Origin of the sequence: Emticicia sp. 17c, assembly GCF_037153985.1 — a bacterium.
Lineage (GTDB): Bacteria > Bacteroidota > Bacteroidia > Cytophagales > Spirosomataceae > Emticicia.
Window position 1 is genome coordinate 1 of record NZ_JBBAYI010000024.1, and the last position, 16,735, is coordinate 16,735.

7 protein-coding genes are annotated in these 16,735 nt (G+C 39.1%); 2 read left to right on the top strand and 5 right to left on the bottom strand.

Annotated elements, in window-relative coordinates:
- Positions 1-296: 296 nt before the first annotated feature.
- From WAA15_RS23760 to WAA15_RS23780, 5 genes are all read right to left on the bottom strand, one after another.
- Entirely contained in the window at positions 297-3,119 is a 2,823-nt protein-coding gene (locus tag WAA15_RS23760; protein WP_337045350.1) for a type I restriction endonuclease subunit R, read from the bottom strand.
- Positions 3,120-3,131: 12 nt separating this feature from the next.
- Positions 3,132-4,277, bottom strand: coding sequence for a restriction endonuclease subunit S (locus tag WAA15_RS23765; protein ID WP_337045351.1), 1,146 nt, complete (start codon positions 4,275-4,277; stop codon positions 3,132-3,134).
- A 3-nt stretch (positions 4,278-4,280) separates the two neighbouring features.
- Complete coding sequence (locus WAA15_RS23770) at positions 4,281-5,894, bottom strand: type I restriction-modification system subunit M (protein ID WP_337045352.1); 1,614 nt, start codon at positions 5,892-5,894, stop codon at positions 4,281-4,283.
- 392 nt (positions 5,895-6,286) lie between these two features.
- On the bottom strand, positions 6,287-7,018 hold the full coding sequence (locus WAA15_RS23775; protein ID WP_337045353.1) for a hypothetical protein: 732 nt from the start codon (positions 7,016-7,018) through the stop codon (positions 6,287-6,289).
- A 196-nt stretch (positions 7,019-7,214) separates the two neighbouring features.
- Positions 7,215-10,127, bottom strand: a complete 2,913-nt coding sequence (locus WAA15_RS23780; protein WP_337045354.1) for an ATP-binding protein — start codon at positions 10,125-10,127, stop codon at positions 7,215-7,217.
- A 303-nt stretch (positions 10,128-10,430) separates the two neighbouring features.
- On the opposite strand from WAA15_RS23780, the gene WAA15_RS23785 reads away from it, so the two are divergent.
- Positions 10,431-10,769 (top strand): LytR/AlgR family response regulator transcription factor, encoded by a 339-nt coding sequence (locus WAA15_RS23785; RefSeq protein ID WP_337045355.1) that lies wholly within the window; start codon positions 10,431-10,433, stop codon positions 10,767-10,769.
- An 89-nt stretch (positions 10,770-10,858) separates the two neighbouring features.
- Positions 10,859-16,735, top strand: a 5,877-nt coding sequence (locus WAA15_RS23790) for an FG-GAP-like repeat-containing protein (RefSeq protein WP_337045356.1), incomplete at its 3' end; no start/stop codon positions are given.

The window sequence follows — 16,735 nt, forward strand, 5'->3', positions numbered from 1 at the left end:
CAATAAAGTATTTTATTTGCAATTACAATCTTGAAATAAAAGCATTACATTATTAGGATTACCAAAATTTTTAATGCCTCTGCAGCCTCAATTGTTATATTATCTAATGAAACCTTTGTCCCTTTAGAATCGGAATTAATTTTTATTCTAAATCCATTTTCCATTAATATAAGAATATAGCGTTTTACTTTAAGAGACTATTGAATAGTATTTTATATACAATATTAATATTAAAATGTAAGTTTACAAATACTCTTTAAATTATTAATCGGAGTAAATAAATATTTGTATTTCGATCACACCCCCTCAACAAAAGTCTCAATAAACGCTTTTATCTTATCTTTAATCCTTGTAAATACAGTTGTTCTTTGTAAAAGTTTAGGTTTTACGATGAGCATATTGTCTATTTCTTTGGTCATTGGTAAGCGTTGGGAGAATAGAAATTCGTTGATAGCTTCTTTTAATTTGTTACTATCAAGACTTTCTTCTTCGCTTAGGGTATTAAGGGCTTTGTCTGTTTCTATGTTCCAGAAGGCATCAAATTCGGCTTCTATTGCGTCGCTATCTTCAATATAGGGGAAATTCTCGTTAATGAATTTCTCGATTAACTGACGCTTGCTACGAAGCTGTATTTGTGTTTCTAATAACTCTGTAATCTCTTTACGTTTCTTATCTTGCTCTGCTTGGGTTGCTTGTTTGTAGTTGGATAATAAGCGTAGGATATAAGCAACATTTATTTCGTCACGGTGGATTAATTCTAACTCAAAATCAACATCGTCTAATATTGAAACCTTTTCTTTTTGAGTATTGCTTTTTACTTGGTCATGCAGGTCAAGATATTTACTTTGATAATCTTCAAAATCTTGCGGAGGTATTTGTAAATCTTCGTCTTTAAAGTCGGCAAATGTATTTAGTACATTCTTTATTCTTATCAACTCTCTGAATTTCTGAATAAATGCAAATTGCTCAACTTCAGTCGGTAAATCATTTACACTATCTATTGTTGGTACAATAGCCAATAGTTCGGCATAGACGGCATTGAATTTAGCTACGTAATCAACATAAGGTTTTAAGATAATATCTTCTTTTGCGTTCTTATCGGAAAATAATGCAATGGCATCATCAGTCGCTTTTTTCAGGTTTCTGAAACACACAATATTACCGTGTGATTTCTTCTCGTCTAAAATCCTATTGGTTCTTGAAAATGCCTGAACTAAGCCATGATACTGTAAATTTTTGTCTACGTATAAAGTATTGAGTAAAGGACTGTCAAAACCTGTTAAAAACATATTTACTACCAATAAAACATCAATTTCTTTCTTGCGAACCCGCATTGATATTTCATTGTAATAATTGTAAAATGCTTGGCTATCTTTGGTTGAGTGATTAGTACCAAACATTTTATTATAATCAGCTATATAGCTTTCAAGTTTATCTCTGCTATGGCTGTTTATTGGTGCATTATCATCTAATATATCAACCTCTAATAAACCATTGGCATCTTTATCATCTTCATTAGCTCTAAAGCTAAAGATAGTGGCAATGCTTAAATTATGTTTACCTTCTAATTTTTTCTGAGCAAAGTTTTCGTAATACTTGGTTAGCGTATCAATACTACTTACACAAAACATAGCTGTAAAGGCTTTATTATGGGTTTTACGGCTATGGTGTGCAATGATATAATCAGCTATTTTATCAATGCGTTGAGGAGATTCTACCAACTCTTTAGTGTCTATTCCCTCTACATCAATATCTATTTCATTCTCACTATTTTTCTGTTTGTATCTACCTACATATTCAACCGAAAACTTTAAAACATTATCGTCTTTAATGGCATCAGTTATCACATATTGATGTAGACGCTCATCAAAAAGCTCTTTTGTTGTGCGTTTTCTACCTGCTACCGATAAAGCATTTTTTTCAAATATTGGCGTTCCTGTAAAGCCGAACATCTGATTATTAGTAAAGAATTTTTTGATTCTTTTATGGGTTTCTCCAAATTGGGTACGGTGGCATTCGTCGAAAATAAAGACAATCTTTTTGTCTTTCAGTTTTTCCATCCGGCTTAAATACTTTTGCTTTGAAATGGCTGTATTGAGCTTCTGAATGGTTGTAACGATTAGTTTGGTATCATCTGCAAATTGGCCGACGAGTTTCTGTGTGTTATCTGTGCCGTCTACACTGCCCTCCGAAAAACTGTTAAATTCTTTGGTGGTCTGATAATCTAAATCTTTGCGGTCAACTACAAAAACTACCTTATGAATGCCTGGTATATTGGTTAAAATCTGGCTGGCTTTAAATGAAGTCAGCGTTTTGCCCGAACCTGTTGTATGCCATATATAGCCGTTTTTAGGGTTGGTTCTTACCCGCTCAACTATGGCTTCGACGGCATAGTATTGATAAGGGCGCAGTACCATGAGGGTATTGTTTTTCTCGGATAGAACAATGTAGCGCGCTATCATTTTTGACAGGTGGCATTTCTCTAAAAAGGCATCTGTAAAGGCAAATAAATCGGTTATGAGTTTATTTGATTTATCCGACCAATAAAAAGTTTGCTTAAAACTCTGACGGGCATTATTACTATAATATTTGGTATTGACTCCGTTTGAAATGACAAATAGCTGAACGTATTGAAATAAGCCATGATTAGCACTATACGAATGGCGTTGATAGCGGTTTGTCTGGTTAAAAGCCTCTTTTAGTTCTAAACCCCTACGTTTTAATTCTATTTGAGCCAATGGTAAGCCATTGATTAAGATAGTTACATCATAACGGTTTTTATAAGACCCTTCAATGGTTATCTGATTGGTTACCTGATATTCGTTCTGACACCAGAAATCCATATTCATAAACTGGAGATAGACACTTGTGCCGTCTTCTTTAGTCAGGTGCATTCTATCTCGTAGTATCTTGGCTCTATCCCAGATATTCCCTTTGTTCAGGTGGTTTAATACCTGTGTAAATTCACGGTCGGTTAGTTGTACATGATTATGTTTTTCGAGTTGTTGCTTTAGATTAGCAATCAACGCGTTTTCGTCTTTTATAGTCACAAATTGATAACCTATCTTTACTAAAGCCTCAATTAGTTTTTTTTCAAGTTCTAATTCTGATTGGGTCATAGGTATAGTGTTTTAACAAAACATCTGTTGCAAAAGTCCTTTTTTATAGGTTTGAGTTAATTCTATTTGTTGGGTTACTTTATTTATTTTTTCATCGATTATTGTTAGGAAATTGGCTATTTTTTGTTGCTCTGGAGGAGATGGGATTTGTAAATACTTTTCTGATAGTATTGTAAAATGTCGTTTATACCCTTCTTGTTCAACATTATTGAATAATAAGTTATAATAAAGGTATTTAAGATTTCCAGATTTGTTTTTTAATAGCTTAGTTCCATCTGCTCCAACAATAAATTCAAAATCAATATATTTTAATACTGTTGTATGGTCTCCAAATAGTATTACTGGTATATTCCTAAATAACGAATTTTCTTTATCAGAATATCCAGCAATCATTTTCTTTCCTTGGTCAACGACTTCGTACTTTCCATAATCTTTAATCTCATTAGATTGTATTTGAAATTTTTTCGAAGGGATAGGCTCAAAAATCTCATCAAATTTCTTCTCCTCCCAATCAGGGAAATCAGAGCCATCCTCTTGCTTAAATCTTAACTCTTGGTTAAAGATTTGTTGCATTACTCCTTTTTTGTATTGTTCTAAAAGGCTCTTCTTTTGGTGTAAGGCTTGTAATCTTTCATCAATAGCAGTTAAGAAATTGGCTATTTTGGTTTGCTCATGAAGAGTAGGAATGGCGATTAATAAATCTTCTAAATCACTTTTAACAAACCCTTTAATTGATGTTCCTTGATTAAAATCTAATAATTTGTTTGTTTTTACCTTTATTAAATAAGCGATAAATAGATAATTATCATAATAAGGGGTCAGATTCGTGAAATCTTGGCTTGTGCAAAGTTCAATAGTATTAATAACAACCTTTCCAACACCTACTCTTGACACTATTAGAATACTGTTTTTGGGTATAAGTTTTGTTGCTGATTGTAATATAGCCTCATTTGTTATATACCTTGAAATATTTATTTTATATATACTTTCATCTGACAAATCAGAACTTGATATCCAAGGTATATTACCTTTCCAAAAATCCAATTTTTTTGTTGAAGGTGTACCTCCACCAATAAAACGGCCTATTTCTTTTAATTTCTTTTCTTCCCAATTTATAGTGAACTCAGGAAACCGTAATTTTGGTTGTAATTTAGTCATAGCTCAAAACGGGGTTTCAATGTTTAGTTCTTTACAAAACTTAGCAATAATTTTATCTGTTTCTGCCATGTTTGCGTCTAAAGCCTTTAATTGTTGCGCAATACTATTTAGGTCAATACTTTCTTCTGCCTCAAAAGTATCTACATAACGTGGGATATTCAGATTGAAATCATTACTTATTATCTCACTAATTGGGGCTATATAACTATATTTTTCTTCTGCTTTGCGCTCCTGATAGGTAGATACAATTTTTTCTACATCTTCATCTCTTAAAAAATTCTGATTCTTTATCTTTTCAAATCCCTGACTTGCATCAATGAATAATATATTATTAGGATTTTCACGGCATTTTTTAAAAACTAAAATACTGGTTGGTATACCTGTACCATAAAAGATATTAGCAGGTAAGCCAATCACTGCATCAAGATAATTAGTATTTGGGTTTTCTATTAAATATTGACGAATATGTCCTTCTGCCCCTCCTCTGAATAAAACCCCGTGAGGCATTACTACTGCCATTATGCCATTATCGGCTAGGTGGTGAATCATATGTTGAATGAATGCAAAGTCTGCTTTACTACTTGGTGCTAATTTACTGTACTGGCTAAAGCGTTGGTCTGTCAAAAACATAGCACTTGCTGACCATTGCGCTGAAAAAGGTGGATTTGCCACAACTGCCTCAGCTTCTAATCCTAAATGTTGTGGGTTTTCGAGCGTATCAGCGTGCTTGATGTCAAACTTGGAATAATGCACATCATGCAAAATCATATTCATACGTGCCAAGTTATAGGGGGTGCGGTTGAGTTCCTGCCCGTAAAAATGGGCTACGTCTTGTACCTCTTTTGCAACCCTCAAAAGCAATGAGCCTGAGCCACAGGTAGGGTCATATACTGAACGGAGTTTGGTTTTACCTGTGGTTACTATCTTAGCTAAAACTTTTGATACTTGTTGAGGTGTATAAAACTCTCCTGCTTTTTTACCTGCTCCACTAGCAAATTGTGCTATCAGGTATTCATAAGCATCTCCCAACACATCAGCCTCAACATTTTGTAGTTCAAAGTCTATTTTGTTTAAGTGCTGCAAAACTTTGGCTATCAACTTATTTTTTGCTTTTACGGTTCTACCCAGTTTGGTAGAGGTAAGGTCAACATCTTCAAAAAGGTTATTAAAATCGTCTTCTGAATCAGTCCCTGATGTACTTTGCTCAATGTTACGAAAAATCTTAGTCAGGTCTTCTAATATAAACTGTTCTGTTTGCTCTTCTTCGTTCTCTTCACCGTTTTCATCTTCAGTTAAAGGGCTTCCTTTTTCAGCTATATAACTAAACAATTCTGTTGGTTTCAGAAAATAGCCTAATGTTTCAATGGCTTCTTCCTTAATAGCGGCTAAATACTGTTTTCCTTCCTCTGTACTTTCGTCAATTTTTTCATACTTAATAGTTTCCCCTGAATCTTCTAAAATCTTGTTAGCGAATAGTTTAATTTTCTCGGAGAGGTATTTATAAAAGATAAAGCCTAAAATATAATCCTGATAATCGTCTGCGTCCATTTTCCCTCGTAGGGTATTGGCTACAGCCCAAAGTTGTTGTTCTAACTGTTTTTTCTGGTCTACTGACATAGGGTTGGTTATTGATTAAAAATGCCAAACTAAAAAGAGTAACTCAATGTATTTGCCTTTAATGAAGAATTTTCTTGCACTATAAAAAAAGAAGACTTAATCAAAGCAAAGCGTTGAGGTACTTTTTTAGGGAATCAAATTTAGGGATTATTATTTAATTCCTCTATTAGAATTTATATGGAATAAGTATTTATGGAGTACCTAATTAGTGGCTACCTATTACACGAGACTGTAAATTAAACTGTGTCAAGGATTTTTACTACTCACTTGGGTTTAGTTTCAAGTGAGTTTTTTATACAATACATACGTTTAATGTACTGGTTTGTAATTGTTTATTTCATAACATTACATTTTTTGTAACCATATTTCAGGATTCCATACTAACAGCTTCTCTAATTTAAAAGTATAATTTTCTTTGCAAATGAACTTAAATAACCCTTATATCCGACACATGGAAGCGAGCTTTTTTGTGGTGAAAAATTAATTATCAATTCCTTTTTTTCAGTATTTAAACTACAAATTAAAAAAAAGTCTAGATAATCATCTGAATTTGCTTTAAAATAAACAGGAGTAGCTTTGATAAAATTAAAATTTCTATCCAATTGTATTAATCTCAGATTATCGATTAAATAAAAATTTCCATTTAAAAAAACGGGATTACAAGTATTAGTTAATTTTTCCTTATTTATAAGAATTTCATTTTTCACCCAATCATAGGCAAATGCTTTTCCTTCATTCGTGCCGTCTTCTGTAAACGTGCTGAAAATTGAAAACATCAATAATTGTTCATTAATAAAAATCTTCGATATACCTTCTACATCCTTTTCGGTGAAAATAGATTTCCCATTTTTAAAAACCTGTAAGTCATATTTATCCTTTTCATTTTCTTTAAGAGAAATATTGATACTCAGACTATCAATATTTAATACTCCATCTTCATTTAATAAAAAAAGTTCAGAAGAGGTAGCTTTTTGCTTTTTGAAAATGCTGCTATCTGCTGCTATAAATGCAGTTTCTTTGGCTGATAAATTATTTTTATTCGACAATGTACTATCTGACTTAGCTGAATTGTTGTTCAGGGAACAACTTAAGTTTAATAAAAATAACAAACAAGATAATTTCATTTTAGAGGTGTTTTATTACTGTGGTACTCTTTCCGAAATATTTTTCCATTAACTAGGTCTTACAACCCGTATCGGGGTAGAGGTTTTCTTTTTAGTCATTAGCTTTGGGTAATAGAAGATATATCAAAATACAAGAGGCTGCGTTGTTAATGCCTCAACAAAAATATTGGTCAGATGATAGCCTGCTTGCTTATCCCTATGTCCATTCGGAGGCAAGTTTACCGAATTTCTCCTGAAATACTTTGGAAAAATAAGATAAGCTCTCGAACCCTACCAGATACGCCACCTCCGAAACCGTTGTTTGCTTGTTCTGGAGCATGGAAGCCGCTTTCTCGAGCCTGTAATTCCTGATAAATTCAATGGCTGTCTGATTCGTGATGGCCTTTAGCTTGCGCCGTAACTGTACCGAAGTCATGTTCATTTCATCGGCCAGTACTTCCACACTAAAGCTGCTTTCTGAAAGGTGTTTCTCGATAATATCGCTTAGTTTGAGTAAAAACAGGTTGTCGGCCGAGCCACCTTTTGTGGTGGTGGCCACAATGCCCTCTGCAATTTGCTGGCTGTATTTTTCGCGTAAAACCTGCCGGATATTTATCAGATTCCGTATTCTGATTTGTAGCTCTTCTGTATTGAATGGTTTGGCCAGATAATCGTCGGCACCTAGTTCCAGCCCTTCGAGACGGTCTTCCAGCGTAGCTTTAGCTGTAAGCATAATAACCGGAATATGGTTCGTGCGGATATCCGACTTAATGAGTTTACAAAATTCAAAACCATCGAGTCGGGGCATCATCAAATCACAGATAACTAAGTCAGGAACGGCCTCAATGGCTTTTTCGTAGCCTTCTTGTCCGTCGGCGGCTTCTATAATCTGGTAGGTTTGTTCAAAATAGCTACTGATATAGGCGCGTAAGTCGGCATTATCTTCAACAATCAATAAAATGGGTAGGTCAGTATCGGTTGTTTTATTGGCAGCAGGCTGTTGTGGCTCATTTACAAGCCTCGGCGTAGGCTCTTTTGTTACGAGAGGTTGGTTAATAATGTATTGTTCCCAGCTTGATTTATCGCACGGAATACGCACTTCAAAAGTACTTCCTTTACCAATCTGGCTTTCGACCTTTATTTCTCCTTTCAATACCTCAACCAGTTCTTTTACAAGGGCCAGCCCAATGCCTGTGCCTTCGTAGTTGCGCCTGTTACTGTTATCGACCTGATAAAAACGGTCAAATATATGCGGCAGGCGTTCGGCTTCAATGCCAATGCCTGTATCTTGCACGGTTATGGTAAAATGGGTGTCTGTAAAATTAAGTCCGACGTTAATCTGCCCGTTTTCGGGAGTAAACTTAAACGCATTCGAGACAAGGTTAGTAACAATTTTTTCGGTCTTGTCGGCATCAAAACAGGCAACAGTTGGCGGCAGGTGTTTCGGATAATTAAAAGCAATCGTTTTGGTGTCGCCTAACGACTCAAAAGAGGCCAGAAGGTTTTTCAGAAAATACCACAAATCGGCCTGTTGTATCTGAGGCTCCATTTTGCCAGCTTCCAGTTTCGACAAATCAAGTAACTGATTGATAAGCATCTGTAACCTGCTTAAATTCCGTTCCATTAGTTGCAGGAGTTCTTCTTTCGGGAATTTCTTCCTTAAATCGGCCAAAGGCCCCACCAGTAGCGTAAGTGGCGTACGAAACTCGTGCGATACGTTGGTAAAAAAGCGGGTTTTGAGGGTGTCCAGCTCGCTGAGCCTCTCGGCTTCTTTAAGTTCAAAGGCCAGTTGTTGAGCCAGTTTGTTTCTTTTCAGACGCTGGTAATTATAAATCATGTATGCCCCAACAATAACAACCAGTAGCAAGAGTGAAATAAACAGAATCCAGACACGTGAGTTGCGGGCCTGTTCGTTGGCGAGGTCGGCCTGAAGTTTAAATTTTTCAGACTCAAACCGGGCCGATGCCTCGGTAGTCTTGAGTTTTAATTCCTGCTTGTTCAGGTCAGACGTAACCTGATTATATAAGCCGCGGTGATGAAACGCACTTTTGTAGTCGCCCAAAAGGCTATCGGCTACCATTCGGTTACGATAAATAACTTTCAGGGCATAATTAATAATGTACGGTGTTTTTTCTTTTTTATATACTTCTAACTCACGTATGGCCTTGTTATAATAGTCAATTACCTTTTCGCGGTTATATTTCAGCCCTTCAATGAGGCAAAGGTTGCCATAAACTTTGGCAATGTCGTCGGCTCCCTTTGGATTATACCGTAACCTGTAATAGAGTTCTTTCTGAAAATACGGCTCGGCTTCCAGCGGATTAGGGTAATGGTTTAAAATAATTTCTCCGATATTACCACTAAGAGCACCTATCCTGACACTATCTTTCTTTAGGTGTATCTGTGCTATACCTAATTTATTGTAGCGGATGGCCTCGGCATACTGTTTTTTTTCCAGAAGACATTTGGCCATAGTTCGGCAAAAAAGTACTCGGTGAACATCTATCTGGTCCTGACTGATATATTTTTCGGCCTCCCGCAGGTATTGCAAGGCCCTGTCGTAATCGTTTACCCTGTCATAATAATACTGCCCCAGATTAGCCAACTTGTTAGTTGCAAAGAGAACTTTCTCATAGCCTATTTTCCGATAAATTAAATCGGCAGAAAGAAAATGAGTAATGGCTCTGTCGGACTGGTCCCGTTTGTAATAAGCGGCAATACCCAGTTCACTCTGAAGATTTGCCTGAAACATTTCGGTAAGAGGGGTAACGGGTAGCTTAGCTAACCGAGCGTCAAGGTTTTCAAAATACTGGTATACGTTGTCTCGATTTTTCTGTTTGCCGCTTAGGTAGTAATCTCCTTTTAAATAGTCTGCAAACAAACTCAGGAGAGAGTTTTGGGTTTTGGCAGCATAGTTTTTTATGGCTTGTATTTCGGCAAATGCCACTACGCTATCGGTGGTTTCACGGGTCAGAACGTGCCTTACTTCGAGGCTGTCGAAACGTGCCTGCCCCTCAAGGCTCAGGTAACTGTCTACACTTTTTTGCCCCTGCGAGCTAACTGGCAATAGTAGCAATACAAGGCCAGACAAAAGCAGGTATTTGTAAACTAGAGTTCCAGAAAAAGGCATAAGGCTAGGGCGATTACTTTTATAGGGATTGGTCAAACTTCTGATTTAATCTTATTAAGTTACAAATATAAATAGAAAGCGAAGCAAGGGCGTGTATACGTAATTGAAATTTATTGAGCGTAAAAAATGGCCTATTTATGGCTGTTTTAGCCCGAATTAAGTGTTTTTATGGTAAAAAAGCCTGCCGTTTTCTAAAAAAGTCCGAAATGAGTTAAACATAGTACGAAATGAGATAACAGCGTGGGGGTATCCTGTGATAGTTTTGAGCCACATTCCCAGCTCAAAAAAAATACATTTTCTACCATGAACAATTCATTACTTATTCATTTTGGAAGGCATAAAGTTGACCCCAAAACAATTTTACTACTAAAAGCTGATACTAACTACACCCAGATATACCTCGAAGACGGCAGCAGCTTTTTGTCATCTATTACACTAGGTACACTTGCACGCCGTTTACCTGAGGTCTCGTTCTTCAGACCCAACCGTTCGGTACTAATTAACCTTGACTACATGGATGATTCCGAGAACGACAAGGCCCTTATCCGAATGAAAAACAACGAAGTTTTTAAGGTTTCAAGGCGCCGCACCAAGCATTTTTATACAATACGTAATCGTAGAAACAAAGACCTTTCGTGGTAGAAAGAGAAAATTTGGGGAGGATTCCGGTAACGGAATTTCTCTCCATCTTTTTGAAATTTCACCATCGTAACCCAAAAAAAATCTACCAGATGAAAAATCTTTCTCATTTAAAATACCCTATCAGCAGGTTTATTTTAGTATTACTTGCACTATGCTTTGCAAGCAAAGGTTTCGGCCAGCAACTAGACTTTATCAGGCAGGGCCCTGTGGCTTCTAGCTCACAACTTTCTATGGTGAAAGGCGTGGCTACCGATGATGAAGGAAATATATATATAGCGGGTAGTTTTCGAGGTAATATTACTTTCGGCTCATTTACTCTGTCAAGCTATAATTTAAGTTATTATGATATTTTTATCGTCAAATACAATTCGTCTGGTACTGTTCTTTGGGCTAAAAGAGCCGGGGGAACTGCTAATGACAGTGCCGAAGGAATAGCTGTTAAAGATGGTTATGTGTATATATGTGGTTCTTTCTATGACACCGCTAATTTCAATACGCCGTATTCGACAGCAAGCAACACAATAACTTCGGCTTATGCTGGTGATATGCTTTTAGCCAAGTTTGATGACGACGGAAACTTTATATGGGCCAGAAGAGCAGGTGGCGGAGACCCATCTGAAGAGTTTACCTCAATTGCAGTTACTGATTCAAAAATTTATGTAACAGGTGAATATTGGGGGGATCATAATGTCGATTTTAATAACCCTAGTGCAACGGGTTCGAACGAAGTAATCGGAAATGGTAATAACAGGAGCATCGTTTTGGCTCAATATGACCTTGACGGAAATCTTCAATGGTTCAGAGGTGCAGGCGGTAGTACGGGTACTACTCGTGCTAGTGGAATGGTAGCAACATCTGATGCCGTATATGTTTTCGGAAAGTATCAGGGAACAATTACCTTTGGTTCAGGTGGTCAGAATCAGCTTGCTTCGGGTAATAATGCTAATACAGCATACCTGGTTAAATATGGGCAAGACGGAGATGTTGTCTGGGCAAAAAGAGTTTTTGCTCCTAGCGCTACCCTAGATGCTCATGCACTAGCGATATATGGTTCAAATTTATACCTTACGGGTTATTATACTAAAACTATAACTTTCGGCAGCCTTAATTTATATACAGCAACTACTAATATGGATGTTACTGCCACGCGAGATATTTATCTGGCGTGCTACAATACCAACGGAGACGCTGTTTGGGCCAAAAGGGCTGGGCCGAATATAGAGTCATCCAAAACAAATGAAGGCCTAAGTCTGGCAGCTAATGAAAGGGGGATATTTCTTGGTGCTCATTTTGGTGAAACCATTAATTTCAATACGCCAAGTTTTGCGGGGGTTAATGAAGTGGCTAACACTAATAATATATTTCAAACAGGCCTGCTTGCCAAATTTGACCACGTTGGTAATTTTCAATGGGTGAGACGTGCGGGTGGCGAGACCAGCAATGCCCGAGTCTCTTACTATAGTACTCATGTATCGGGTACTAACATTTATGCAGGAGGGATTTATAGAGGAACGGTAAACTTTAATACACCCAGCTCGCCCGGAACTAACGAGATTACGTCAGTATCTAGCAGTTTGGATGGTAGTGAGGCTTTTCTGGTCAGGTATATCGATGGCGATGCACCCAAAATAAGTGTGAAAGGAAACAGTAATTGGGTTATAAACGGAAATACTACACCAACTACCGACAATAATACCGACTTTGGTACTCAGTTTCTGGCAACAAATACTGTAAAGACATTTAACATTACCAATACAGGTACTATTCCACTAAACCTGAGTGGTAGCCCAAAAGTTGCCATTAGTGGAGCCAATGCTGCTGACTTTACTGTTACTACCCAACCAACCAGCCCTTTGGTTGCCACCACAGGTGCAACCACTTTTCAGATTACTTTTACCCCTGCTAGTATAGGGCTAAAAACCGCTACTGTAAGTATTGCTAATGACGATACCGACGAAAATCCTTATACGTTTACTATTCAGGGAACAGGTCAGAGTCACCCGATTATATCGGCCTTTGCACAGGATTTCGCCCCTAAACTGGTAACAAGCAATTTGATTACGATAGCGGATAATGTACGCCCAGCCCTTGCCTTGGCAGACATAGACGGCGACGGATTAACAGACCTGCTTGTGGGTAACTCGAATGGTCAGCTTTCTCATTATGAGCAAACGGCTGTCAATAGCACAACGTTCAGCTTGCAGACAAGCTCCTTTAACAGCGTTGATGTGGGCGACAATTCGGTGCCTGCATTCGCAGACCTTGATGGCGACGGGCTGCTGGATTTGTTGATTGGTGCTGAGACCGGAAGGTTGTTTCATTATGAACAAAATGCTGCAAACAGCACTACATTTACACAGGTTAGTAATTTTTTTAATAGCATTGATGTGGGTACTACGGCAAGTCCTGTTTTCACAGACCTTGACGGCGACGGGCTGCTAGATTTGATTATTGGTAAATCGGGCGGGCAGCTTGCTCATTACGAACAGGAAAGTGCCAATAGTCTTACTTTTACGTTGGTTACGCTAACCTTCAATAGTATTGATGTAGGAACAGATGCTGCGCCAACCATTACAGATGTAGATGGTGACGGGCTGCTCGATTTGATTGTGGGCTCTGATGTGGGTAAGTTCTTTCATTATGAACAGGCTTCTGCCAATTCTACTACTTTTACGTTGGTTACAAATACTTATGCTTCAATACAGCAAGTATCCAGCACAGATGTTTTTGCAGTTTTTAGTGATTTTGATAACGATGGCTTGCTCGATATGCTCTGGAGCAACAGCGCAGGCAGCATAAAACACAGTGAGCAAGGGCAGGGGAGTTTTTCATGCTTTAGCACGCCAGTAAATACGCCTTCGGCAACTCAGGCATTGCAAGTTTTTGGTAAAGACCTGCAAGGCAATATTTCTGTGAGTGCTCCTGCCAATTATGAGGTTTCTTTAAGCGAATCGAGCGGTTTTGGAAGCAGTGTTTCAATACCAGCCAGCAGCGGAAAAATACTCAACACAACGGTATATGTGCGTTTCAGTCCGTCGTCAGCAGGTATTTTTACCGGAAGCCTGACCGTAAGTAGTACTAATGCCAATTCTTACACATTTGAGCTTACCAATATTGCATTACCTACCAATGCAAGCATTAGCTCTACTAACGTTTGTTCGGAAACACCGATTACCCTTACGGCTACTTGTAGCACAGGTACTGTGCAATGGTATAATCAGCAAACAGGCGGAACAGCCATAGGCACAGGAGCATCATTTATACATACACCTACCACAGCCACCAGTTATTATGTAAGCTGTAAAGATGGCTCTTGCGAGAGTTCGCGTAGTTTGGCGGGCAGTGTAACGGTTATGACCAAACCAGCGGCTCCCACAGGTGTGGCTGATAAAAGTATTTGTGCCGGAAACACCGCTTCGTTAACCGCAACGTGTGCAACAGGTACTGTGGCATGGTATAACTCAGGTAGTACTACGCTGCTTTTTACGGGTTCAACTTTTGTTACACCAGCACTTACGGCTAATGCTACGTACAATGTCCGATGCGAAGGTGCCACTTGTAACAGTAATTTTGTGGCGGCTAATGTAACACTCAGCTCAGCGGCTGCCACGGCCACCGAAACCATGACATGGACGGGTACAGCCAATAACAACTGGGCAAATGGTTGTAACTGGACACCCAACGGTATACCAACATTAACGAATCAGGTTGTGATACCCAACACTACCAACGACCCTGTTGTTTATTCGGGTACAAATGCAGTTGCCCAGAGAGTAGTGTTGCGGTCTGATGCGCTTCTGACAACCAATACAGGTGCAAGCATTAGTGTGTCAGATACTGTTAATAGTTTCAATATTGAAACAAGAGCAACATTCACAAACAATGGAACTACCACCGCTACCAATACGGGTTCTTTGGTTCTGAGTAAGACTACGCTTGCCATAGCCGACCGTGGTGTAGTAAATAATTATGGTACCATGACAATAAATGGTAATCTGAATAATGGGTTGTATTTTACCGGAACATTTAATAATAAAACAGGGGCGTTACTTACCTGCAACGGCTCTAACGCTATTAATATGGCTCTTCTGGGGAAACTTACCAATGAAACAGGAGCTACAATTAATGCCAATGGAACAACTAACGGCGTTGTATTTGGCGGCGTAAGTGTAAGTAGTACCAACAGCGGGATTTTGAATGCCAGCAAAATAGAAATAGTTGATGGAACAACCTTAAGCAATCAGGCGTGTGGGGTAATCAAAATTACGGGCAATCTGGATATGTCGGGTAGTTCAATTTTCCAGAATGCGGGCTATACATATATTGGTGCGCAACTGGGCCTCTATGGTGGGACAGTGACAAACAGTGGAGTACTGAAATTTACTACTTTAATTGGAGATATAGCAAATATTACTAACTCTTATCTGATAGTAAATAATGCTGTACCGATTTTTAGCTATGGGAATAGTTTTAATGGAACCGTCAATGGTATTTTTACAGATGCTAACGCAACAGCCTCGGCAGGAACATTTACCGCACCTAATACTTTTACCCCTTCAGGCTTGCCACAGACCTCGCAAACACTCTATGCTAAAATAACACCGAGCGGCGGAGCGTGTTCTTATATAGTGCCATTTACCTATGATAACTCACCTGTGCCTGCTATTAACGTAGCGGCTGAGTTCAGTACATTTACAAGTTGTTCGGGTACGGCTTCAACGGCTCAAAGTTTTACCATAAGTGCAACAAGCCTGAGCCAGAACCTTGTCATTACTGCCCCAACTGGTTTTGAAATTGCTACTTCGTCTGGGGGTACATATAGTGCCAGCCTGACCTTAACGCCGTCAGATGGTTCGGTAGCCATTACTACTATTTATGTTCGTCTGAAATCGACTGCTACGGGGTCTCTTTCGGGTATCATCACTTGCGAATCAGGGTCTACTTTTCAGGATATAGCTGTTTCGGGTAATGTTACAACTTTGCCAACAGCTAGTATCAATTATGCAGGTGGGCCATTCTGTAAAACTGGCAGTGCCATAAACGTAACCCGCACAGGTACTGCGGGAGGGGCCTTTACGTCAAGTCCGACAGGTTTATCAATTAATGGAAGTTCAGGACAAATTACTCCGGCAAGTTCAACGGCAGGAACCTATACCGTCACCTATACTATTGCTGCCAGCGGCGGATGCCCTGCGGTAACAGCCACAGCAAGTGTGACCATTAATGAGGTATCTGCCCCAACCATCAACGCCCCTAATCCGAAAGTAGTTTGCGCGCCAAGTACGCTCACGCTTACGGCAAGCGGTTGCGCAGGAACCGTCACATGGTCGAATAGCAGCACCGGAACGAGCTTAACTTTATCAAGCGTAGGCACATACAGCATAACGGCGACGTGTACGGTTGGCTCATGTACCAGTCCGGCGAGTACGGCGGTAACGGGTTTAGAGATTGTGACACAGCCGACAGCCCCAACCATCAATGCCCCAAATCCGAAAGTAGTTTGTTCGCCAAGTACGCTCACGCTTACGGCAAGTGGTTGCGCGGGAACCGTCACATGGTCGAATAGCAGCACCGGAACTAGCTTAACGCTTTCAAATGTAGGCACATACAGCATAACGGCGACGTGTACGGTTGGTTCATGCACCAGTCCGGCAAGTACGGCGGTAACGGGCTTGGAGATTGTAACGCAGCCGACAGCCCCAACCATCAACGCCCCTAATCCGAAAATGGTTTGTTCGCCAAGTACGCTCACCCTTACGGCAAGCGGCTGCGCGGGAACTGTCACATGGTCTAACAGCAGCACCGGAACGAGCTTAACACTTTCAAGTGTAGGCACATATAGCATTACCGCAACTTGTACGGTTGGCTCATGTACCAGTCCGGCGAGTACGGCAGTAACGGGTTTAGAGATTGTGACACAGCCGACAGCCCCAACCATCAACGCACCAAATCCGAAAGTAGTTTGT